The organism is Synechococcus sp. JA-2-3B'a(2-13) (assembly GCF_000013225.1).
Taxonomy (GTDB): Bacteria; Cyanobacteriota; Cyanobacteriia; order Thermostichales; family Thermostichaceae; genus Thermostichus.
Genome location: NC_007776.1, coordinates 2629110 through 2650451 on the forward strand (window position 1 = coordinate 2629110; position 21342 = coordinate 2650451).

The 21342-nt window shown below is 57.0% G+C and carries 17 protein-coding genes; 10 read left to right on the top strand and 7 right to left on the bottom strand.

What is annotated here, in order from left to right; translation table 11 throughout:
- Positions 1-151: 151 nt before the first annotated feature.
- On the top strand, positions 152-1474 hold the full coding sequence (locus tag CYB_RS12020; protein ID WP_011434088.1) for a four-carbon acid sugar kinase family protein: 1323 nt from the start codon (positions 152-154) through the stop codon (positions 1472-1474).
- Positions 1475-1493: 19 nt separating this feature from the next.
- Complete coding sequence (locus CYB_RS12025; protein WP_011434089.1) at positions 1494-3020, top strand: NAD(P)/FAD-dependent oxidoreductase; 1527 nt, start codon at positions 1494-1496, stop codon at positions 3018-3020.
- Here the strand turns inward: CYB_RS12025 and treZ are convergent.
- Positions 3017-4876 (bottom strand): malto-oligosyltrehalose trehalohydrolase, encoded by a 1860-nt coding sequence (gene treZ, locus CYB_RS12030; RefSeq protein WP_238376792.1) that lies wholly within the window; start codon positions 4874-4876, stop codon positions 3017-3019. The genes CYB_RS12025 and treZ overlap by 4 nt on opposite strands.
- Before the next feature lie 116 nt (positions 4877-4992).
- On the opposite strand from treZ, the gene CYB_RS12035 reads away from it, so the two are divergent.
- Positions 4993-7056 carry a prolyl oligopeptidase family serine peptidase gene (locus CYB_RS12035; RefSeq protein WP_011434091.1) on the top strand — a complete coding sequence of 688 codons (2064 nt, stop codon included), beginning with the start codon at positions 4993-4995 and terminating at the stop codon, positions 7054-7056.
- Here the strand turns inward: CYB_RS12035 and eno are convergent.
- Together eno and ntcA are read right to left on the bottom strand one after the other, a co-directional pair.
- Positions 7053-8336 carry a phosphopyruvate hydratase gene (gene eno, locus CYB_RS12040; protein WP_011434092.1) on the bottom strand — a complete coding sequence of 428 codons (1284 nt, stop codon included), beginning with the start codon at positions 8334-8336 and terminating at the stop codon, positions 7053-7055. The two genes, CYB_RS12035 and eno, sit on opposite strands and share 4 nt — an antisense overlap.
- 238 nt (positions 8337-8574) lie before the next feature.
- The gene (ntcA, locus tag CYB_RS12045) at positions 8575-9249 is read right to left on the bottom strand and encodes a global nitrogen regulator NtcA (RefSeq protein WP_011434093.1); all 675 of its coding nucleotides are present in this window, start codon (positions 9247-9249) and stop codon (positions 8575-8577) included.
- A 281-nt stretch (positions 9250-9530) separates the two neighbouring features.
- Between ntcA and CYB_RS12050 the strand changes: the two genes are divergently transcribed.
- On the top strand, positions 9531-11405 hold the full coding sequence (locus CYB_RS12050; protein WP_238376793.1) for a M61 family metallopeptidase: 1875 nt from the start codon (positions 9531-9533) through the stop codon (positions 11403-11405).
- 83 nt (positions 11406-11488) lie between these two features.
- Positions 11489-12796: a hypothetical protein gene (locus CYB_RS12055; protein WP_011434095.1), complete on the top strand. Its 1308-nt coding sequence runs from the start codon at positions 11489-11491 to the stop codon at positions 12794-12796.
- Between the two features lie 30 nt (positions 12797-12826).
- Here CYB_RS12055 and CYB_RS12060 read toward each other — a convergent pair whose 3' ends face one another.
- Positions 12827-13714, bottom strand: coding sequence for a hypothetical protein (locus CYB_RS12060; RefSeq protein WP_011434096.1), 888 nt, complete (start codon positions 13712-13714; stop codon positions 12827-12829).
- Positions 13715-14044: 330 nt separating this feature from the next.
- On the opposite strand from CYB_RS12060, the gene psbV reads away from it, so the two are divergent.
- The gene (gene psbV / locus CYB_RS12065; protein WP_011434097.1) at positions 14045-14587 is read left to right on the top strand and encodes a photosystem II cytochrome c-550; all 543 of its coding nucleotides are present in this window, start codon (positions 14045-14047) and stop codon (positions 14585-14587) included.
- Between the two features lie 26 nt (positions 14588-14613).
- Positions 14614-15084, top strand: coding sequence for a photosystem II cytochrome PsbV2 (psbV2, locus tag CYB_RS12070; protein WP_238376794.1), 471 nt, complete (start codon positions 14614-14616; stop codon positions 15082-15084).
- On the opposite strand, the gene CYB_RS12075 is transcribed toward psbV2, so the two are convergent.
- The 3 genes from CYB_RS12075 to hpf all read right to left on the bottom strand — a co-directional run bounded on the left by CYB_RS12075 (position 15056) and on the right by hpf (position 17709).
- Positions 15056-16249: an RNA-guided endonuclease InsQ/TnpB family protein gene (locus CYB_RS12075; RefSeq protein ID WP_011434099.1), complete on the bottom strand. Its 1194-nt coding sequence runs from the start codon at positions 16247-16249 to the stop codon at positions 15056-15058. The genes psbV2 and CYB_RS12075 overlap by 29 nt on opposite strands.
- A 134-nt stretch (positions 16250-16383) precedes the next feature.
- The gene (locus CYB_RS12080) at positions 16384-17124 is read right to left on the bottom strand and encodes an urease accessory protein UreF (RefSeq protein WP_148202769.1); all 741 of its coding nucleotides are present in this window, start codon (positions 17122-17124) and stop codon (positions 16384-16386) included.
- A 12-nt stretch (positions 17125-17136) separates the two neighbouring features.
- The gene (gene hpf / locus CYB_RS12085; protein WP_011434101.1) at positions 17137-17709 is read right to left on the bottom strand and encodes a ribosome hibernation-promoting factor, HPF/YfiA family; all 573 of its coding nucleotides are present in this window, start codon (positions 17707-17709) and stop codon (positions 17137-17139) included.
- A gap of 879 nt (positions 17710-18588) precedes the next feature.
- Between hpf and CYB_RS12090 the strand changes: the two genes are divergently transcribed.
- From CYB_RS12090 to CYB_RS12100, 3 genes are all read left to right on the top strand, one after another.
- The gene (locus tag CYB_RS12090) at positions 18589-19881 is read left to right on the top strand and encodes an aminotransferase class I/II-fold pyridoxal phosphate-dependent enzyme (protein ID WP_369791756.1); all 1293 of its coding nucleotides are present in this window, start codon (positions 18589-18591) and stop codon (positions 19879-19881) included.
- Between the two features lie 97 nt (positions 19882-19978).
- Entirely contained in the window at positions 19979-20785 is an 807-nt protein-coding gene (locus CYB_RS12095; protein WP_011434103.1) for a PPC domain-containing protein, read from the top strand.
- 329 nt (positions 20786-21114) lie between these two features.
- Entirely contained in the window at positions 21115-21321 is a 207-nt protein-coding gene (locus tag CYB_RS12100; RefSeq protein WP_238376795.1) for a hypothetical protein, read from the top strand.
- Positions 21322-21342 lie beyond the last annotated feature (21 nt).

A 21342-nucleotide genomic window follows, 5' to 3' on the forward strand; every position in this document is an offset into this window, starting at 1 on the left:
CAGAGCCAGTTGATCTCAATCATGGCAAACTTCGCCTGGAATAGGGGCAGGGAAGATGGCCAACTTGGGGGAAGATGAAAATAGCGGTTGCCCTTTGAGGGGGATTCGTCTGTCTGGAGTTCTCGGGTTGCTTTGTCATTGAGACGGTCTCATGGCTCTCCCCCCTATCGTTGTGTTGGACGATGATCCCACCGGATCCCAAACCGTTCACAGTTGCTTGCTCCTCACCCGCTGGGATCCGCAGACTTTGAAGCTGGGGTTGCAGGATAGCTCGCCAATTCGCTTTATCCTCACCAATACTCGGGCTTTGCCCCCGGCGAAGGCAGCGGAGGTGACGCGGTCGGTATGTGGGGCGTTGAAGGAGGTGATGGCGGAGCTGGGATGTGAGCAGGCTATTTTCGTCAGCCGCTCCGACTCGACGCTGCGGGGGCATTACCCCCTGGAAACGGATGTGATGGCAGCAGAGCTGGGGCCTTTTGATGCCCATTTTCTGGTGCCGGCCTTTTTTGAGGGAGGGCGCATCACCCGCAACAGTGTCCACTACCTACGGGTGGGGGAGCGCTGGGTGCCGGTGCATGAGACGGAGTTTGCTCGGGATGCGGTGTTTGGCTACCACCACAGCTATTTGCCGGACTATGTGCAGGAGAAAACCCAGGGGCGGATCCGGGCTGAGCAGGTGGAGCGATTGACCCTAGAGCAGATTCGCGCCGGCTGTCTGGAGCGGCTTTTGAGTCTGGAGGGGAATGTCTGCTGTGTAGTGGATGGAGAAACTCAAGCGGATTTGGATCGCTTTGCCCAGGATGTTTGGGCGGCTATAGAGCAGGGGAAGCGCTTTTTGTTCCGCAGCGCCGCCAGCCTCTTGACGGCTTTGGCCCAATTGCCGCCACAGCCGGTTCTGCCAGAGCAGATGGGGCGGTTTGTCCGCTCAGATCGGCCAGGGGTGGTGATTGTGGGATCCCATGTGCAAAAGTCCAGCCAGCAGTTGGCCCGCCTTCTGCAGGAGCCTGAAACCCAAGGCATCGAGGTGGAGGTGAGGCGACTATTGGATCCCGACGCGGAGCTGCTGCCTGGGATCCTGGCCCAAGTTCACAGCGCCTATGAGCAGGGTCTGACGCCGGTGGTCTACACCAGCCGAGAGGAACTGACTTTTGAAAAGGACGCCGTAGAAATGCGCCTGGCTTTTGGACAGAAGGTTTCGCGGTTGTTGATGGGCGTGGTGCAGGGGCTGCCAGAAGGGATCGGCTATCTCATCAGCAAGGGCGGCATCACCTCCAACGACACCCTCAGCACTGGCCTCGACTTGCCGGCGGTGCGTCTGCTGGGGCAAGTCTACCCTGGGATCTCGATGGTGATCACCCCGTCCGATCATCCCCGCTTTCCCAACCTGCCGGTGGTGTTGTTTCCGGGCAATGTCGGCGAGGTGGATACGCTGGTTTTGATTCATCGTCGCCTCAAAAGTCGGGGCTTGGTCTAGAGTGAAGTTCCTCCTGCCGATGGCTGAATTCGTCCCCCCGCCAGAAGCCCTGCCCACCTTGGATCGCTGGTGGGGATCCCTGCGGCAGCCGCAGGCGGAACTGCCCCCGGCAGTGGTTCACCCTTCTTCCGCTCGTTTGGGCAGCCAATCCTGGGATGCCGATGTGGTGATTGCCGGCGGCACCTTGGGGATCCTTCTGGGGGCGGCTTTGGCCAAGCGGGGCTGGCGGGTGATCCTGCTGGAGCGCGGGATCCTGCGGGGGCGGGAGCAGGAGTGGAACACCTCACACCAGGAGCTGCAGGTGTTGTTAGAGCTGGAGCTGCTTACCCCGCCCGAGTGGGAGGCAGTCCAGGTTACCCACTACCCGAGGGGGCGGATTGGCTTTGGGGAGGGCCCCCACTGGTGGGTGGAGGGAGTGCTGAATGTGGGCGTGGATCCAGTCAGCCTCCTGGAGTTCCTCAAGCAGCATTTCCTGGCCTGGGGGGGCCAAGTGTGGGAGCAGACTGCCTTTCAAAGTGCCACCGTTCACCCCGATGGGATCTGCCTCCAGACCACCAAGGGACAGATCCGTGCTCAACTGCTGGTGGATGCCATGGGGCACCGCTCGCCCATCGCGGCCCAGGCTCGCCAAGGGCAGCCGCCAGATAGCGTCTGTCTGGTGGTGGGATCCTGTGCCCAGGGGCTGCCCGACCAACCCACGGGAGATCTCTTCTACAGCTTTACCCCAGCCCAGAATGGCTACCAGCCCTTTTGGGAAGCTTTCCCTGCCCGCGATGGGCGCACCACCTATCTTTTTACCTACTGCGACCGGGATCCCCGGCGGCCTAGTCTAGAGCAGCTCTGGCGGGATTACTGCCGGCTGCTGCCAGCCTACCAGGGGGTGGAGCTGGCCCAGATCCGCTGGGTGCGCAAGCTATGTGGCGTTTTCCCCGCCTACCGCCGCAGCCCGCTGCAACTGCCCTGGGATCGCCTATTGGCGGTGGGGGATAGCAGTGGCAGCCAGTCGCCTCTAAGCTTTGGCGGCTTTGGCGCCATGTTGCGCCACCTGGATCGCCTACAGCAGGGGATCCACGAGGCCCTGGCGCAACGGCAGTTGAACCAGGCAGCCCTGGCCCTGCTGCAACCCTACCAGCCCAACTTGGCCGTGACCTGGCTATTTCAGAAGGCCATGATTCCCCCTCTGCAGAACAAAAGTTGGGATCCCAATAGCATTAACCGCCTGTTGAGCAGGGTGTTTGCGGCCATGTTTGCCGCCGGCCCCCAGGTGGTGAAGCCCTTTTTGCAGGATGTAGTGCAGTTCGGCGGCTTGGCCCAGGCCCTGTGGGGGGCGATGAGTCGGGATCCTCGGTTGGTGGCCGGACTTTTGCCCCGGTTGGGGTTGCCGGAGTTGGTGGAATGGGCGGGCCACTTTGGCGCCCTTGGCCTCTACGAGCTGCTGCAAAGGCTAACAGATCGCCCGGAGCCGGAAACCAACCCCCAGGACTACTTCTGGAGACGGCGCCGCGAGGCTTGGCGCTACGGCTGCGGCCGGGATTACCTCTTTTAGGGGTTCTGACCGTACACCGCCACCCCATAGGGCGGTACCTCCACAAGATCTCCTTGGCTTCCGGCGGGCAGAGAGGATCCCTTGCCCAACCACTGGGTCTCATGGCTGTCCAAAAGTTTTTCCCAGGTGCCGCTGGGCCATTGGGTATAGGTGACTGGCTGATCGGGGCTGAAATTGAAAAGGGCAAGCAAAGCCTGGGATCCCTGGCGGCGGTGCAGAGCTAGGCCAGAGTTGGAAAAGAGCTCCACTTCCACTCCATCCCGCTCCAAGTGCTGGAGGGCCGGTTGGGTTTTGCGCAGCCGGATCAGGGCCTGGTACCACTTCCAGAGAACCTGGTGGTGACCGGCCTTTTTCAACTCCCAATTGAGCTTGGAGCGCAAGAAAGTCTCTTCAGCTTGGGGATCCGGCGGCTCTCCCTGCCAGGCAAAGGCGCTGAACTCGCGGCGGCGTCCCTGTCGTACCGCTTCCACCAAATCGGGATCCCCGTGGCTGACAAAATACAGAAAGGGGGCCACCTCCCCGTATTCTTCCCCCATAAACAGCAGCGGCAGCATGGGAGCCAACAGCAGGGCAGCGGCAGCCAACTTGAGGCCCTCGAAAGAGGTGAGCTGGCTGAGGCGCTCTCCCAACATGCGGTTGCCGATTTGATCGTGGTTTTGAATGCAGACAACAAATTGGGATCCCGGTCGCCCAACAGCGGAGTTGCCGTGACGCCTGGCGCGGTAGCAGGAGTACTGGCCAGAATAAACGTAGCTCTCCCGGTAAGCCTTGGCCAGGTGCTCCAATTCGCCAAAGTCCTGGTAGTAGCCTGTCTTTTCCCCGGTAAGCAGGGTGTGAAGTGAGTGGTGGAAGTCATCGCACCACTGGGCATCTAGCCCGTAGCCCCCTTGCTCTCGGGGGGTGATGAGGCGGACATCGTTGAGGTCGCTTTCGGCAATGAGAACCCTGGGCCGGCCAGTGCGAGCTTCTAGGGCATCCACCTGCTCTGCCAATTCCTGCAAGAAGGGGTAGGCGCTGAAGTCGTAGATGGCATGCACCGCGTCCAGCCGCAGCCCATCGAGATGAAACTCCTCCAGCCAGTACTCGGCGTTTTGTAGGAAAAACTCTCGCACGCCGTCAGAATAGCGGTCGTCGAAGTTGAGGGCATCCCCCCAAGGGGTGTGGTACTTGTCGGTGAAGTAGGGGCCAAAATCCCGCAGGTAGTTCCCCTCCGGCCCCAGGTGGTTGTAGACCACATCCAAGATGACGGCCAAACCCAGTTGGTGGCAGGCATTGACTAGGGCTTTGAAGCCTGCCGCTCCTCCATAGCTGGTCTGCACCGCGTAGGGGTAGACGCCGTCGTAGCCCCAGTTGCGCTCTCCTGGAAACTGGGCCACCGGCATCAGCTCCAGCACGTTTACCCCCAACTCCACCAACTCCGGCAGGCGAGGGATCAGAGCAGCAAAGGTGCCCTCGAGGGTAAAGGTGCCTACATGCAGCTCGTAGAGGATCCACTGAGACAGGGGGATCCCCTTCCACCCCTGATCCTGCCAGTCGAAGTGGGGATCCACCACCCGCGAAGGGCCGTGGACGCCGTAGGGCTGGCAGCGGGAAGCGGGATCCGGCCGCTCCACTACCCCTGCTGAGGTGTGCAGGCGGTAGAGGTAGTCCACTGGCCCAGGTGGGATCCCGTCCACCTCCCCCTGCCAATAGCCCTGCTCATCCCGCACTAGAGTAAAGCAACGTTGGACAGGGCTGAGCAGCTTCAGCTCCACCTGCTCAACCAAGGGCGCCCACACCGAGAAGTGATAGCAGCCTGAGCCCAGGGGATAGGCGCCCATCCGCCCGGCCTGGAAGAAAGGAGAAGCCTGCAACACAGAATCTATCCCGCAACTCGGCTTCCACTATAGCGAGCATGCCTGGCAAAGGCCGGAGAGTGGGTTTTTGGCTTCTCCTCTGCCATAGTGGAATGGGTCTCTAGCGCTTAGGTCTCATGCTCAACTACCCGCCCAGCTATCCGGATCCCACCGTTGTCGACATCTACCACGGGCAGGCGGTACCGGATCCCTACCGCTGGCTAGAGGATCTAGATTCGGAGCAGACGCGGGCCTGGATTGAGGCGCAAAACCACCTTACCTTTAACTACTTGCAGCAGATCCCAGCCCGGCAGCGGATCCGAGAACGCCTGACCCAGCTCTGGAACTATGAAAAATACAGCCAGCCCTTCAAAGAAGGGGGCCGCTACTTCTATTTCAAGAACGACGGCCTGCAAAACCAAAGTGTTCTCTATACCCAAGAAAGCCTGGAGGCTGAGGCCAGGGTCTTGCTGGATCCCAACACCTTCTCCGAAGACGGTACGGTGGCTCTAGCGGGCATTGCCATCAGCCGTGATGGGCGGTATCTGGCCTATGGTCTCTCCCGCTCCGGCTCCGACTGGCAAGAATGGAAGGTGCGGGACATCGAAACCGGCGAGGATTTGCCGGATCACCTCCGCTGGGTCAAGTTTTCCGGGGCGAGCTGGACGCTGGATGGGCAAGGATTTTTCTACAGCCGCTACGACGAACCGGCCCCCGGCAGCGAATACGAAAGCGTCAACTACTTCCAGAAGCTCTACTACCACCGCCTGGGCACCTCCCAGTCAGAAGATGTTTTGGTCTATCACCGCCCCGACCAAAAAGAGTGGGGCTTTGCCGGCGGGGTTACTGAAGATGGGAATTACCTCATCATCTCCGTCTGGCGGGGCACGGATCCCAAAAACCTCATCTTCTACAAAGACTTGCGGGATCCCCAGTCTCCTGTAGTAGAGCTCATCCGCGAGTTTGAGGCCGAATACAGCTTCGTGGGCAACGACGGATCCCGCTTTTGGCTGTTGACGGACTGCCAAGCTCCTCGGCGGCGACTGGTGGCCATCGACTTGGAGCAGCCTGACCGGGTGCAGGAGGTGATCCCCGAGGCGGAGGAGACCCTGCAGGGGGTTAGCTTGATCAACAATCAGTTTGTGGCCTTCTACCTCAAAGACGCCCACACCCAGATCAAGACCTTTGCTTTAGACGGCACCTACCTAGGAGAAATCCCGCTGCCCGGGCTGGGATCCGCCAGCGGCTTTGGCGGCAAGCGCTACGACACCGAGACCTTCTACACCTTCACCAGCTTCACCACCCCGCCCACCATCTACCGCTACGATTTCACCAGCGGCACCAGCACCCTGTTCCGTCAGCCCCAGGTGGATTTCGATCCCCAGGCCTACGAGGTGCAGCAGGTGTTCTACACCAGCAAAGATGGCACCCGCATCCCCATGTTTCTCGTCCACCGCCGCGGCCTGACTCGGACAGGGGATCACCCCACCCTGCTGTATGGCTACGGTGGCTTTGGCATCTCACTTACCCCCAGCTTTTCAGTGGGTCTGGTGGCCTGGCTGGAAATGGGAGGGGTTTACGCCCAGCCCAATTTGCGCGGCGGCGGCGAGTACGGAGAAGAGTGGCACCAGGCGGGCACCAAGCTCAACAAGCAAAAGGTGTTCGACGACTTTATTGCCGCTGCCGAGTGGCTGATAGCCCATGGCTACACCAACCCCGCCAAGTTGGCCATCTCCGGCGGCAGCAACGGCGGCCTGCTGGTGGGGGCCTGCCTGGTTCAGAGGCCGGAGCTGTTTGCAGCGGCCCTGCCGGCAGTGGGGGTGTTCGACATGCTGCGCTTTCATAAGTTCACCATCGGCTGGGCCTGGATCTCCGAGTACGGATCCCCGGAGAACCCGGAGGAATTCAAGGCCCTCTACGCCTATTCCCCTCTGCACAACCTCAAGCCCGGCACTGCCTATCCCGCCACCCTGATCACCACCGCAGATCACGACGACCGGGTGGTGCCCGCCCACAGCTTCAAGTTTGCCGCTGCCCTGCAGGTAGCCCAGGGGGGATCCCAGCCCATCCTCATCCGCATCGACACCAAGGCAGGGCACGGGGCCGGCAAGCCCACCAGCAAGCTGATTGAGGAAGCTGCCGACCGCTGGGCCTTTTTGGTGCAGGTGCTAGGGATCCCCTGGGACGGAACGGGAAGTTAGCGAGCTCTAGGACCCAGGCCCACCCGACCGGCATAAACTGCCGCTTCCCCCAGCTCGTCTTCGATGCGCAGCAGTTGGTTGTACTTGGCAATGCGCTCGCTGCGGCAGAGGGATCCGGTTTTGATCTGCCCGGCACGGGTGGCCACCGCCAAGTCGGCAATGGTGGTGTCTTCCGTCTCGCCAGAGCGGTGGCTGATGATGGTGCGAAAGCCGGCTTGAACTGCCAATTGGATGGCCGAGACGGTCTCCGTCAGGGTGCCGATTTGGTTGGGCTTGATCAAAATGGCGTTGGCGGCGGCGCTGTCGATACCCTTTTGCAGGCGGGTCAGGTTGGTTACAAACAGGTCATCTCCCACCAGCTGTACCCGGGATCCCAGTTGAGCGGTCATGGCTTGCCAACCGGCCCAGTCTTCTTCCGCTAGCCCATCTTCAATGGAAAGGATGGGATAGTTGGCCAGCAGTTGCTGGTAGTAAGCCACCATATCAGCCGCGCTGTGGGCTTTGCCCTCAAAGTGATATTGCCCATCCTGCAGCAGCTCGTTGGCGGCCACATCCAAGGCCAAGGCGATATCTGCTCCCGGTTTGTAGCCTGCCTGTTCAATAGCCGTCATCAGCAGATCCAAAGCCGCCGCATTGGAGTCGAGATCAGGAGCAAACCCCCCTTCATCCCCCACACCGGTGGACAGCCCCTTCTGCTGCAGCACTTGTTTTAGTACCGCAAACACCTCAGCCCCGTAGCGCAGCGCCTCGCGAAAGCTGGCCGCTCCAATGGGCACAAGCATAAATTCTTGAATATCGACGTTGTTGTCGGCGTGGGCGCCGCCGTTGAGCACGTTCATCAGCGGCACCGGCAGCAGGTTGGCAAAGGGCCCCCCCAGGTATTTGTAAAGAGGCAAGCCCACTGCTTCCGCAGCCGCTTTGGCTGTCGCCAGAGAAACTGCCAAAATAGCGTTGGCCCCCAGGCGGGACTTGTTGGGGGTGCCGTCCAGGTCGATCAGCAACTGGTCAATACGGGCTTGGTTGAGGGCATCTTCTCCCTGCAGCTCCGACTGGATGGGGCCAAGGATGTTTTCCACCGCCCTCAGCACACCCTTACCGCCGTAGCGTTTGGGATCCCCATCCCGCAGCTCATGGGCCTCGAAGGTACCGGTCGAGGCACCGCTGGGAACCTGCGCCAAGCCCGTTGCTCCATTGGCTAGACCCACCAGGGCTTCTAGGGTGGGACGCCCTCGCGAGTCGAGGATCTCATGGGCGGTAATCCACTCGATGGCTGTTTCCACAGTTACACCTCAGCAATTGGCTAGATAGCTCTGGCCAAAGCCAGATCCCCCCATAGACTAGTAGATTCTTGCCCGCGATCCGGTCAGCTTCCAGAAAACTTTAAGTCTGTCCTTCGGGCACAGAGATTCTTCAAGGCTGCAGCAGTAGACTGAACATAAGCCGGGTAGAGCTTCAACCAACCATCGAGCGGGGTTTGCCTAGGCAGGGTGCTGCTCAGGAGGTGTTCTCCTCTTCCTTCTAGGCAAAGCGATGGCTCAGCCGCATCGGGTCGTGTACGGTGATCTTCTTCTTGTGAATGGAGATGTACTTCTTCTTGCGCAGCTCTCCCAACAGGCGGGTGATGGTGACGCGGGTTGAGCCAATAGCCTCGGCAATGGCCTGGTGAGACAGCTTGAGATCGATGGTGACCCCATCTGGGCCAGGCACCCCGAAATCGCGACAGAGAATCAACAAAAAGCTGACCAGACGGGATCCCATGTCGCGATGAGCCAGCGTCTCGATCATCATCTCCGTTTGCAAGATACGAGACGACAGGCTTTTAACCAGCAACATGGCCAGTTCGGCGTTCTCCTGTAGGGATTTCTCCACCTGCTCGATCGGCAGAGAGAGCAACTCAGTAGGTGTAAAAGCCACCGAGTGATAAAAGCGGTCGGAGCGCTGTCCCGTGATAAAGGAGAGCACGCCGAAGATGCTGTTTTCGCGCAGGAGGGCAACGGTGATTTCCTCCCCCATTTCGTAGACCCGCGAGAGCTTAACGGCTCCCTTCACCAAAAAGTAAACCCGCTCCGCCGGATCCCCTGGAAAAAAAATGGTCTTCCCGCGCTCGAACGTTTCGATAACCGGAGGATGGTGAGGGCCTCCCAATTGCTTGAAGGCTGTGATCAGAGATTTTTCCGCTACGGCCACCGCCATACTCATCAACCTTTTAAGGTCAGTTTATACCTAAGATCAACCTATTAAGATCAATCTAGAAGCATTAGGCTAGGTTGCAACCCCTTGACTTCAGAATCGATGATGATACCAAGATTTACCCTAAAGTAGAAGGTTCTGCCCAGGCATCTTTGTAGCACGTGCTACATTTTTGAGTCTCGTTTTTGCCCCAGAAAGGGATCCCCAACCGAAAGCAGGGGTTAGGATAAGAGCCATTGTCGCTGGGGGTTGCGTCGGCCCTTGGCGGTAGAGAGTGGAGTGGGTTGGAACATTCTATCTACCTATCTATGGGGATCCCAGAGGTTATCATTGCTGCACCTTCTCAACTGAGCCGCCAGCATTTCACAGTGCGGATGCCGGATCCGGCCAATCACCTGCTGGAGGTGGAACTGCAGATCCAAGAGGTGGATCCAGAGGTGCCTTTGCGGCTGCGACTGCCGGTGTGGACGCCGGGATCCTACTTGGTGCGGGAGTATGCCCGTCATGTGCAGGAGTTTCAGGCGGCAACTGAGCAAGGGATCCCTTTGGCCTGGCGGAAGGTGGACAAGAACACCTGGCAGATCGATCCGCCGGGCTGTTCTGCCGTGAAGGTGTGCTACCGGGTCTATGCCTATGAGCTGACGGTGCGCACAAACCATCTGGATTTGACCCACGCCTATTTCAACGGGGCAGCGCTCTTCCTCTACGTGCCCGGTCGCGAGCGGGAACCCTACACTTTGACGGTGATCCCCCCCAAGCCGGATTGGCACATCGCCACCAGTTTGCGGCCCTTGACCTCTCCTTCTGAGGATCCCACTTCCGGCCAGTCTTTTGTGGCGGAAGACTACGACGAGCTGGTGGATAGCCCGGTGGAGGTGGGTCCACATCGAGTGCAATCGTTTGAGGTGGAAGGGATCCCGCATTACCTTGTGGTTTGGGGGTCGGGCACTCTGGATGTCGATCGGGCTGTCGCTGATGCTAAGGCGATTGTCAAAACCACAGCCGCGTTTTTCGGTGGGCTACCCTATGACCGCTACTGGTTCATTGTGCATTTGTCGCCGGGAGGATTTGGTGGCCTTGAGCACAAGTACAGCACCACCCTTCTTTACTCTGGGCTGGAGCTGCATCAGCCGGAGTCCTATCGTCGGTTTTTGTCTTTGCTGGCCCACGAGTTGTTTCATGCCTGGAATGTCAAGCGTCTGCGTCCTCTGGCATTGGAAAAGATCGATTACAACCAAGAAAACTATCTGGAATGCCTGTGGTTTTGTGAGGGAGCGACCAGCTACTACGAAAATGTCATCTTGTTGAGGGCAGGGATCCTCAGTGCCGGCGATTTTTTAAAAGTTCTTTCCGAACAGATTGGTCGCTTGCAGCGTACTCCGGGCCGGGCCGTGCAATCGCTACGGGAATCCAGCTTCGACACCTGGATCAAACTCTACCGCCCCCACGAAAACACCCTCAACAGCCAGGTTTCTTATTACTTAAAAGGGGCTTTGGTCTGTTGGCTGCTGGATCTGCACATCCGTCACCTTTCCGGCGGTCAGGGATCCCTGGATACGGCTTTGCAGGATCTGTGGCAGCGCTTTGGTCGGTCAGAGAAGGGCTACAGCGACCAAGACTTGCGGGAGGCGTTTGAGCGGGCAGCCGGTGCCGATCTTGGCCGGTTTTTCGCAGCCTATGTGGAAGGCACGGAAGAGCTAGACTACAACACTTACCTACACCCCCTTGGCCTCACCCTTAAAGCCCACTTCAGCCGCCCCAACCCCATCCCATACCTGGGCCTCAATTTCAACGGCGAGGGCAATCGCATCAGCGCAGTGGAGATGGGATCCCCGGCGCAAAAAGCAGGCATCTGGGCCGGCGATGAGCTGGTGGCCCTGGATGGGTTCAGGGTGAGCGCCGCCAACCTGACAGAACGCTTGACAGCCTATCAGCCCCACCAGATCATTTGTTTGAGCGTTTTTCAAGCGGACCAGTTGAAACACTTTTGGATCCCGTTGGATCCCCCTCGGCCCGATGTCTACACGTTGGAGGTGTTGCCTGAACTGACTCCTGCTCAAGAAGCTCTTCAGCAAGGCTGGCTGGGATCCCTTGTCGGCGCCCAGCTTCGGTCAGAGGCAGGTCCCCATCTGCTTGAAAATTCACCTATCTCCTCCTAGCATGTTGAGGCAAGCAGGTAATCAAGCAGGTAATCCAGTTAACTGGAAAGAAAAGTAACAGCAGCAGAGGACAGGAGTATCTGATGGACTTAGTTTTGGTTTTATTGATTGGGGCAGCTGTTGGTTTCTCGGTAGGCATTTACGTTGCTCGCCAGTATGGGGCCAGTCCTAAACTGGAAATCTGGAAACGAGAGATTATCAGAGATATATCTTCGCAGCTAAGCCAACGCAGCCAAGAACTCAACAACCCGGACAAAGCACTCATCAAGTTGAGCGAAGGATTGGTAGACAAGATTTCTCAAAAGTTACAGGAAAAGTTACAGGCCGTCCAAGCTACCCTTGAAGAGTTTAAATTTCGCCTTGCTGACAGCCAGCAAAGCTTGCTACAGGACTGGGGCAGAGACTTTCTACAAGCTATATCTGTAAAGTTGGCCGAACATGGCCAGCAACTGAACAATCAGCTAGCCATTCTGGAAAATCTAGTGGAAGAGGCCAAAGATATTTATCGGCAACTACGGGTTACTATTCAAAGTTCTCATGGATCCGAGATATGCCCAACTGCAAATCAGGACTCCCAGAATGAGCAGGTTACTCAGGTCATTGGTAAAGCACCAGATCCTGAGACACCAGACGAAGTACTAAGAGACAAGGATGGGACAGCTACTGTTGATATATCAAAGATAGAGTCGTTCTTAAACTCAAAAAACATAAAGATAAAAAGCATAGCTGCGGAAGAAAAAGAGGAAAAGCTAGATCAAATAGCCGCCTTTATGGGCAGCCGATACTCTTTTATCAAGAGATTTTATGGAATGGTTAAATCAAACATGAAGAGCGGCAGTTCTTTCTCCCTAAACCTTAGAGACGAACCTCAACAAGTAGTCAGTTCAACTTGCCAAGTTGCTAAGGAGTTACACGACATCGCATTTTTGGAAGAGTACAGATACTCTAAGGCGCCCAGATGCCTTTTGGTAGCGAGACCCAGTAGGTCGCCTCAGGCGCTGAATTTTCTGGCAGGGAACTGGCTGGAAAGATATGTTAGGGGCACGCTGATCCGCCTTGTTGCGGCTCACACCAAAAAGATCAGTTTCTCTTACGTCGCGAATGCCCAAGTTACTTTATCGAATAGAGCCGATTTTGAGATGGATCTTTTCTTCCATATCAATGATAAATTCTACTGGGTGGAATCGAGGACAGGTGGGTACCAAGATAAAATACAAAAATACTCCAGAATCGCTGATGAACTCGGTCTTCAGGGAAGCCAAGCTTTCATAGTTTTAACTGATGTTAGTCAAGATACAAAAAGTAGTCTATCTTCCCTCTATCACCTGTCAGTGATTGGCGTCGATGAGGTTGAGTCTACCTTTGATGGGATCCTGAAAAGCCATCTCTGAAAGTCTGAAAAAGTCCCCAAGAGCATCGGCTCAGGCCACAATCTTGACGGCTTGCTCCATACACCACCAGGGATCCTCCGCAAAAGCTGGCATGGGAGTGCTGCCTGCTTTGCCCAGAATGGCCAGCCGGACTTCCCGATCCAGGCGGGATCCGGCCCCGTAGGGATCTTCTGAGGGAGGTTCCAGCCGTTGCCCCAGAGGGGGCATCACCATAATGCCCGGCTGCATGCTGGTGCCGCTGACCCAGATTTTGAAGCGATCCACCGCTACGTCTGTTCCTTCTGGCAGCTGCATCTGCAGCAGGTAGCGGGGGCCAGAGCCAATCAGCAGGCTCTCGTTGGGGCGTAAACGGGCAGGCAGATCTGGTTGATAGGGGTAAACCAAATCCACGCTGTACCGCCGCTCGTCAAAGACGGTGACATAAACATGCACTGGAGTGGGGGCTCTGTTTCTCAAGGCAATGGCCAGGTTGCGGCCTGCTTGGATTTGCACTTTCCCTTGGGGATCCCGCGGCAGGGGGCTCACTTCGGCAGGGGCAGAGCTGCTGGCCGGGGTTTCCAGTTGGAGAAATTCCACTTCCAAGATGCTGCTCAGCGCATCGCTGGCAGGTTGCAGGTTCAAAAGATTACCAAAAGCAGCCACGTGCTCCAACAGCCGCACCAGCTTGCGAGGCAGGGCCAGTAGCTTCTTCACCGGGATCCGGAAGGCCGCCAGAGCCACCTCTTCCCCCCGCCGGTAAAAGTGATAAGTGGCATCGGGCAACAGCTCTACCCGCAAGTCCGCTGCTTCCGGGTCTGTGTAGGTCAGAAGCGGTGAGGCCGGCAAGGCCGCCAGCAAATCGGCAACGGGCATTTGCACTTGACTGGGATCCGCACAGGTGAAAGCCACCCGCAACGGCTGGAATTGGATAGAGGACATGGGGAAAACCTGGAACGGAGTCTGCCGTATTCTCCTGCTCTGAGGTTGCCAGGCAAGCAAGCCAAGCTCTATATTACCTGCATTACCTGCTCATTACCTGCTCAGTTCTCTCGACTGGGCTGTGGCCAAGTCAGCTCTCGGCCAACAGACTCCCAACAGGCCATAGCTCCGTAATCAAACTTAACACCAAAGGCAAATGGAACCATTGGGAAACTATCCCGGATCCCATCTGCAAATGATCTCTTAATGGTCTATTCTTGATCCTGTTGTCGGGTTTGTGGCTGGAGTGGAGCCCACCTCTCCTCTTTCTAGGCTGATCTACGGAGAACCATGTTTAGCAAAGCTTTTTCTTTTCAGAAGGTGTTTGCGCCAGCGCGTCGTCGGTTGCTTGTCCTGCTGTTGGCTGCGTTGATGGCTGGGTTTGGCTGGGGTCTGGCTCCAGTGTTTGCAGCTAGGGATATTCCTGCAGTGGCTCTGTCGCCAACTGAGTCTATTACCTTTACCGAAGCCCAGTTGGCCAAAGGGAAGAAGCTATTCAACACCGCATGCGCCCAGTGCCATGTGGGCGGCCAGACCTATCCCAACCCGGATGTGAGCTTGAAGCTTTCGGATCTGGAGGGGGCAACTCCCCCACGGGATAATGTGCTGGCGATTGTGGATTACATCAAGAATCCAGTCACCTATGACGGGGTGGAGTCTCTGTTGGAGTATCACCCCAACACCCAGCTCACCAGTGAGTATCCACGTCTGCGCAACCTCACCGACGAGGATCTGAAGCTGATTGCGGGCTACATTCTGGTGCAGGCCAAGACCGTTCCCGGCTGGGGTGGTACCAAGAACGAAAGCCACAGCGACCTATCAGCCTATCTCTAATGCCGCATCTGGATCAGAAGTTGCCTATGAGATGGCGGATCCCGTCTCGCCTCTGGGCCTGGGTCGGGATCCTAGCTTTGTTGTGGCTGGGGCTGGCCAGTCCGGTGGCTGCCCGCATTGATCCTTACGTGAACCAGTATTTGCGGGTGAGTGGCCCTGTGGAATTGCCTCTAGATGCCGCAGGGCATACCCTCACCTTTACCCCAGAGCAGCTCACGGACGGCAAAAATCGTTTTCAGTCCGCCTGTTTGAATTGTCATGTGGGCGGTGCCACTTTGCCGGCTCCCAACATTTCCCTCTCTTTGAAGGACTTGCGCGGTGCCACTCCACCCCGAGATACCCTTCAAGCCTTGATGGAGTACCAGCGGGATCCCCGCAGCTACGATGGCTCGGATTCCAGCTATGGATGCCGACCTGTACCCCCTTCCTGGATGGACGACGAAGCCGTAAACTACCCGGCTCCGACCGCTAAGCGGTACGGAGCGGGCTTTCAGTAGCCCTGAGCCTGTTCTGCTCTACCAGAGAACAAAACAGGCCCGAACCTCTAGGCTGGTTTACGGCAGCCCCCAAGAGCGCAATCACATTCGCACCATTCAAATCCGCATCCCCTTCCCATCCACAGTGCCCACACTTGAACGACTTGCCACTGCGGTAGGATTGCGCAGGGTCGGGATGGATATGCAAACACCGGTGGCAGGTCTGCGACGTGTAGGCAGGCGGCACAAGAATCAGAGAAACCCCTGCAACCCTCGCCTTGTACTCCAGAAACTGACGTAGTTGGTAGAACGCCCAACTGTTGGTCCTACGCCGCTCGGCTTTGCTGCGTGGCTGTTGATTGACCCTTTCCCGGATCCCTGTCAGGTCTTCCAGAGCAATAGCGCTGTTGGTAGCTTTTGCCCTAGAGACAATAGCTTTGGAGATGCGATGATTGACCCACACTTGAAAGCGTCTCTCCTTTCCAGACAGCCGTTGCAACAGTTGACGGCATCTGCGCCGCGAACTGCGTGTGCCCTTACTGGCTTTGCGTTGGAGTACCGCCCTCAGTCGGGAGTAGTGGTCTCGGACTCTGTTCAACTGCTGTCCATTCCAGTTGTCCCCCTCTGACGTATGGGCAATATCCGTCCTCCCCAAGTCCACCCCGATCACCTTGTCGGTATCTTGTTGCTTGGGTGGCTTTTTCTCTACGCAAATCTGGATATAGTAGGAGCCATCTTTGCGCTTGACCAGGGTGGCAGATTTGGGGTTGGAACCAGCCAGCATCCCACGCTGGTAGTTGCCAATGGCCAGTTCAAAGCGTTCTCTCCCTTCAACCGTGGTCAGCGACACCGTCCAGTCTTTTTGACGGAACGAAAAGATGCGAGCGTCGTAGGTAACAAAGCCGCTCTTAAACTCCTTGACGGGACGCTTTTTCTGCTTAGCCACTTTGCGGGAACCCGCTACCCGTCTGCACACCTGTTGAGCCAAGTTACTGGACAAGCCAAACCGGGCTCGAATCTCGTAGTAGCAAAGGGATTGCAGTTTGACCGCGTTGACGATCTTCTCCGGCGTGTTCTGGTTGACCCAGTTCAAGGCTTGGCCAAAAGCCTCCAAAGTCGCGTCCAATTTGGCGGCTTGTGACTGGGACGCCTTGAGCTTACAGGAGACGGTCAGGACTTGGCTCATAAGTTCATTGTACTTCATCAAAGCGCATTCCTCCCGGCAGTGACCCTACGGGTACAGTGCGGGGCTCCTGCGATTTCTAGCTGAACTCCCCTCTCCCTCTGGGAGAAGGGTTTAGGGGTGAGGGTTGACGGCTTTCAAGATTGAAAAAGGCGGGAATAGAGCTGTTGGTGGACTTGACAATCGCGTTCTTGTAGGAGGGTGAAGCTGCCCAAAGCCGGCCAGCTGGGGGAGAGGTTTGGCCTTTCGGCCCGCTTCACAACCGGCAGGATCTCTTGGTGTACCACTGCCTCGATGGGCTCGTACAACTGAGCCAATAGGCTTTGCCCCTCGGTATGCCCCAAAGGTACCAGACGCACCGCTGCCGAGACCAGCCCAGTGAGGGAGGAGAACAAGAAGGCACGCAGGGTATCTTCCAACCCAATGCCCGCCTGAGCGCAGATCCAGCCAAACACCACGGAATGATGCAGTGGATCCCCCTCTGCCTTGGGGACAGAGATTCCCCAGGTGCGTTCTGCCAGTTGAGCTAGGCGTTTCCCCAAATCTAGGCTGGCTTGGCGCGGCTCTGCCGCCCAACGGGTTGCTTGCAGCTGTTGCTGCAGCTTCTCCACTCCCGACTCGGATCCCAATCGGGATAGACGATGGGCCAAGGCACAGGCTCTGCCCTCGGTGGGGGCTAAGCCCATGTGCAAAACCCCCAACAGGTACTGCTGCACCCCAGCCCGATCGCGAAGTTGACCCGCTTGAACGGCAGCTTCCAAGCCCCAGGAGTGGGAATAAGCCCCAATCGGCAGGGCAGAATCGGTGAGCTGTAGCAACAGATAGAAAGTGCCGCTGGATCCTGGAGAAGTAAGTTGGGAGGAGAGCTCACCACGCATCTTCACCAAGCCTTAGCGGGGGCGGATCAGGCCATAGCCGCCATGGTTGCGGACGTAGATAACGTTGATCTCGCCATTTTCGATATTGCGGAAAACGTAGAAGTCGTGATCCACCAGCTCCAACTGGTGCAACGCTTCCTGAACCGTCATGGGTGGCATGGCGAAGTATTTGGTGCGCACCACCTCTGCGGGTAACTCCGCTTGCCGTTCCGTATTTAGCGGATCGGTGACGGGCTGCTGGGCCACTGCCACGGAGGTTTTGGGGGTGTGGCGGACGCGGTGAATGCCGTTCCGTTCTTTGTATTTGCGCAACTTGCGGGCCAGCTTGTCGGCCACACGGTCGATGCTGGCATAGAGGTTTTCGCTGCTTTCTTCCGCCCGGATCACGGTGCCATTGGCGTAGACGGTCACTTCGGCAGATTGGCTGGCACTGATACGGGGGTTGCGGGCTACCGATAGATTGACATCAACCTCACTGGTGATCTGGGCAAAATGACTGACAGCACGCTCAATTTTTTCTTGAACGTAGCTGCGGATGGCGTCGGTAATCTCGACGTTTTTCCCTTGGATCACAAGCTTAGTCATGAGGACTCTCCCAGTCATGTCGGTTTATACCTGAGATAGCGCCTCATCCCCACCTGGGATCCCTCTAACTCTGGAAAGCGATCCCAGCTCACAGGCGACGTCAGCCCTTTAATTGGCAAAAATGGAGCCCTGTCATCAAGGGTGAGCAGATCGGCTTTGGGAGTGGCACTAACCTCTTGGGTTAAGTCTAGGTTAACATCTCGCTCAAGGATCTCTGCCAGAGGTTAAGAATAAATTTAGGCTCTCTTAATGTTTCAGAGATGTTGAATTCCAGATTTTCCCGAATCGCAGGAGCTCTGTAGAGAAGCGGGATCCCCGCCCTGCAAGACATGCACTTCTATTGGCTGTGTTGAGTGTCTTTGGGAAAGGTTTTTTAGAGTTTAAGTTGCAAGTTCCTCAGTCAAAAGCCAAATCTATCATCAAACCCATAGACAGATCTAGCCTGCTAAAAATCTTCCTGAGCTGGATTCTGAGTTGGTTAAACAATGTCTCTAACTCTGACCTGTTTTTGAGAGACTAAACGTGGGCCGTATTGCCCATAAGCTCGGCAATCCAGATGCTTCAGCTTTCCTCCAGAGTATGTTGGTATTATCCTACAGCCTAGCAGCATCTTGATTCGATAGCCATTGACAGCAAAAATGAAGGGATATTGATATAAATTAAGCTTTTTATCGATTTTTTATCAATATGAGGCTTTCGACTTGAGAGATGGTGTTGTTGTCGGTATTAGCTTTGACAAGCCTGTCGTTCACTGTTCCATGCTGTAAGGTTTCTATCGGAGAGCTACATAAGTACATAAGAACTTGGAACTCGGTTCTGCCGCTGCAGTCACCTTGAGGAGCGGTGGGGAGAAGGCCAACTCTTTCCGGGGTGGCTGAAATGCTACCCTCGAAACCAGCTTGGTGTGCAAAAGGTGGGGCAGACTGGGTGGGCGGAGGGATCCCGTTGAAGGCGGCAGAGCTTTTAGACAGAGCAGAAGAGGCTCTACAGGAGCAGTTTCAGGCGGTGGAGAAGACCCTCAGAGAGAACCTGGCGCGGGTGCTGCGGGCCTTTCGCGACCAGCGGGTGGGATCCCATCACTTTGCCGGGGTGTCGGGGTATGGCCACGACGACCAGGGGCGGCAGGTTTTGGATCGGGTGTTTGCCCAGATTATGGGCTGTGAGGCAGCAGTGGTGCGGCTGCAGATGGTGTCTGGTACCCATGCCATCGCCTGTGCTTTGTTTGGGGTGCTGCGTCCGGGGGATGAGCTGCTGGCGATTACCGGCCCCCCTTACGACACCCTTGAAGAGGTCATCGGTCTGCGGGGTTCCGGGCGGGGATCCCTACGGGAGTTTGGCATCGGTTACCGCCAGTTGGATTTGCGGGAGGGAACTGTCGATTGGCAGGCCCTGAAAACCGCCCTCAGACCGCAAACCCGCTTGGTTCACATTCAGCGGTCCTGTGGCTACGATTGGCGGCCCAGCTTTTCCATTGCCCAGATTGCCGAGATGATCCAAATGGTCAAAGCGCAAAACCCCGAAGTTGTGGTTTTTGTGGACAATTGCTACGGCGAATTTGTGGAAACCCAGGAGCCAACCCATGTGGGCGCAGATCTGATTGCCGGATCCCTGATCAAAAATCCGGGGGGCACCCTCGTTCCCGCAGGGGGCTATGTGGCCGGGCGGGCAGAGCTGGTGGAGCAAGCCGCTTGTCGGTTAACGGCTCCGGGCATTGGTTCGGAGGGGGGGGCAACTCTAGATCTCAACCGCCTTCTGTTTCAAGGCTTGTTCTTGGCCCCGCAGATGGTGGCCGAAGCGGTGAAGATCGCCCATCTGGCGGCGCAGGTGTTTTCTGATCTGGGCTACCCGGTCTCGCCTCTGCCTCAAGCTCCTCGCACCGATATCATCCAGGCCATTCAATTGGGATCCCCGCAAAAGCTGCAGGCCTTTTGCCACGCCATTCAAAACAGTTCTCCTGTGGATTCCTACCTCACCCCAGTTCCGGAGGTGATGCCCGGTTATGCAGACCCGGTGGTGATGGCAGCAGGCACCTTTATTGCCGGGAGCAGCGCCGAGCTGTCTGCCGATGGGCCGATGCGGGATCCCTACACCGTCTACTTGCAGGGGGGAACCCATCTCTACCATGGGCGGCTGGCCCTAGAAGCCGTCTTGCAAGCTTGGGAAACCCTGTAGGCCAACAGTTTGCTCTCGGCTGACCAACTTTTCGCTCAATCAATCAGGGGGTAGGATCAGTCTACAGTTGCCATTCTTTAGAAAGGGATCCCTTCCGATGTTGAGCTGGTATCGTTCTTGCGCATCTCCTCGCCGTTGGGGATCCCGTTTGACTCTGGCTCTGGTGGCATTGGGGTTGGCCGGCGGCTGTCGGCTGCTGGATCGGGTGGGAGAGAGAGGCTTGCCGGTGGGATCTGCGCTGACCCGTTCTGCTCTGTGGAGAGGCAGCCAAACCGTGGCGGGAGCGCTGGAGGTGGGAGATCAAGTCAGCCGCCAGTACGGCAGCTTTTGGGATGGGATCCCCGTCACCGCTGAGCCGGGACAGATTTTGATTGCGGCCCTAGAGAGCGAAGATTTTGATGCTTATCTGGAGCTGGTGGACGGTCAAGGGCGGGTGATTGGCTTTGACGATGACTCTGGCCTGGATGTGAATGCCCTGTTGGCAGTGCGTCTGCCGGAGGGAGGCACCTATACCCTGCGGGCCACCAGCTTTGAGCCGGAATCCACCGGCAACTACCGGCTCACCTATATCCTCACCCAGGTAGATTGGCAGGAAAGCCTATCGGGCCGTCTGCAGGAGGGATCCCTTCAGCATCCCGAGGATGGCAGTTGGATGGACGAATATCCCATTGCCGCCCGCGCCGGCCAGATCCTGATCGCTTCCATGACCAGCTCCGATTTCGATGCCTTTTTGCAGCTGCTGGATCCCAGTGGAGAAGTCAGGGCTTGGGATGATGACCAAGGGGGTGGAACCGATGCTCTGATGATTGCCTTTCTGCCCCGCACCGGCACTTATACCCTGCGGGCCAACACCCATAAGCCACGAGAAGAAGGAGCCTATAGGTTACAGTACGCCTTGCGCTAGCCCCTGCTCGCCCAGATTCCCTGTCTTACAGCTTGGATAAGGGGGCTTGTGAACCTTCTGATGCTGATGTCGAGATTTTGACAGGAATCATCGTTTTTTAACGCCTAATGTTGATATATGTCAGGAGTTGCCAGTTTACCTTCCTAAGATCCTCACAAAGCCAGAAGGGGCACTGCTTGCTGAGCTTTGTGGGAAAGCATAACATCTTATCCTAAGTTGTGACGGAGCTGAAATATTGTCCTCGGGGATGAGGTCTTTTTTCTAGAATCGAATCGATGGCCTAGACCATTCTTTTGCAGTTCAGCCCCTATCTCCACAAAATGGATGCCATGACTCCTGAAATGGTACGCCAGTTTTGGTCTTTGGTCAGCGAGATTGGCAGGCCAGATTGGCTCACAAAGCGTGACGATGACTTGGTGAACCTGCTTCTGAGCGCCTGTCAGAAAAAACACGCCCTCAGCAGTGTCGATGCCTCAATTCTCAATCGCTACATCAGCATTCGCTTGCCCTTGATTCGCGATATCCTTGTGGATTAAGCCCGGAGAGGACAAGGTTTT

Excerpts from the sequence above, each read along its gene's own strand:
- CYB_RS12020 (WP_011434088.1), top strand. The coding sequence starts at position 152 with ATGGCTCTCCCCCCTATCGTTGTGTTGGACGATGATCCCACCGGATCC.
- CYB_RS12025 (WP_011434089.1), top strand. The coding sequence starts at position 1,494 with ATGGCTGAATTCGTCCCCCCGCCAGAAGCCCTGCCCACCTTGGATCGC.
- CYB_RS12035 (WP_011434091.1), top strand. The coding sequence starts at position 4,993 with ATGCTCAACTACCCGCCCAGCTATCCGGATCCCACCGTTGTCGACATC.
- ntcA (WP_011434093.1), bottom strand. The coding sequence starts at position 9,249 with ATGGCGGTGGCCGTAGCGGAAAAATCTCTGATCACAGCCTTCAAGCAA.
- CYB_RS12055 (WP_011434095.1), top strand. The coding sequence starts at position 11,489 with ATGGACTTAGTTTTGGTTTTATTGATTGGGGCAGCTGTTGGTTTCTCG.
- CYB_RS12060 (WP_011434096.1), bottom strand. The coding sequence starts at position 13,714 with ATGTCCTCTATCCAATTCCAGCCGTTGCGGGTGGCTTTCACCTGTGCG.
- psbV (WP_011434097.1), top strand. The coding sequence starts at position 14,045 with ATGTTTAGCAAAGCTTTTTCTTTTCAGAAGGTGTTTGCGCCAGCGCGT.
- psbV2 (WP_238376794.1), top strand. The coding sequence starts at position 14,614 with ATGAGATGGCGGATCCCGTCTCGCCTCTGGGCCTGGGTCGGGATCCTA.
- CYB_RS12075 (WP_011434099.1), bottom strand. The coding sequence starts at position 16,249 with ATGAGCCAAGTCCTGACCGTCTCCTGTAAGCTCAAGGCGTCCCAGTCA.
- CYB_RS12080 (WP_148202769.1), bottom strand. The coding sequence starts at position 17,124 with ATGCGTGGTGAGCTCTCCTCCCAACTTACTTCTCCAGGATCCAGCGGC.
- hpf (WP_011434101.1), bottom strand. The coding sequence starts at position 17,709 with ATGACTAAGCTTGTGATCCAAGGGAAAAACGTCGAGATTACCGACGCC.
- CYB_RS12090 (WP_369791756.1), top strand. The coding sequence starts at position 18,589 with ATGCTACCCTCGAAACCAGCTTGGTGTGCAAAAGGTGGGGCAGACTGG.
- CYB_RS12095 (WP_011434103.1), top strand. The coding sequence starts at position 19,979 with ATGTTGAGCTGGTATCGTTCTTGCGCATCTCCTCGCCGTTGGGGATCC.
- CYB_RS12100 (WP_238376795.1), top strand. The coding sequence starts at position 21,115 with ATGACTCCTGAAATGGTACGCCAGTTTTGGTCTTTGGTCAGCGAGATT.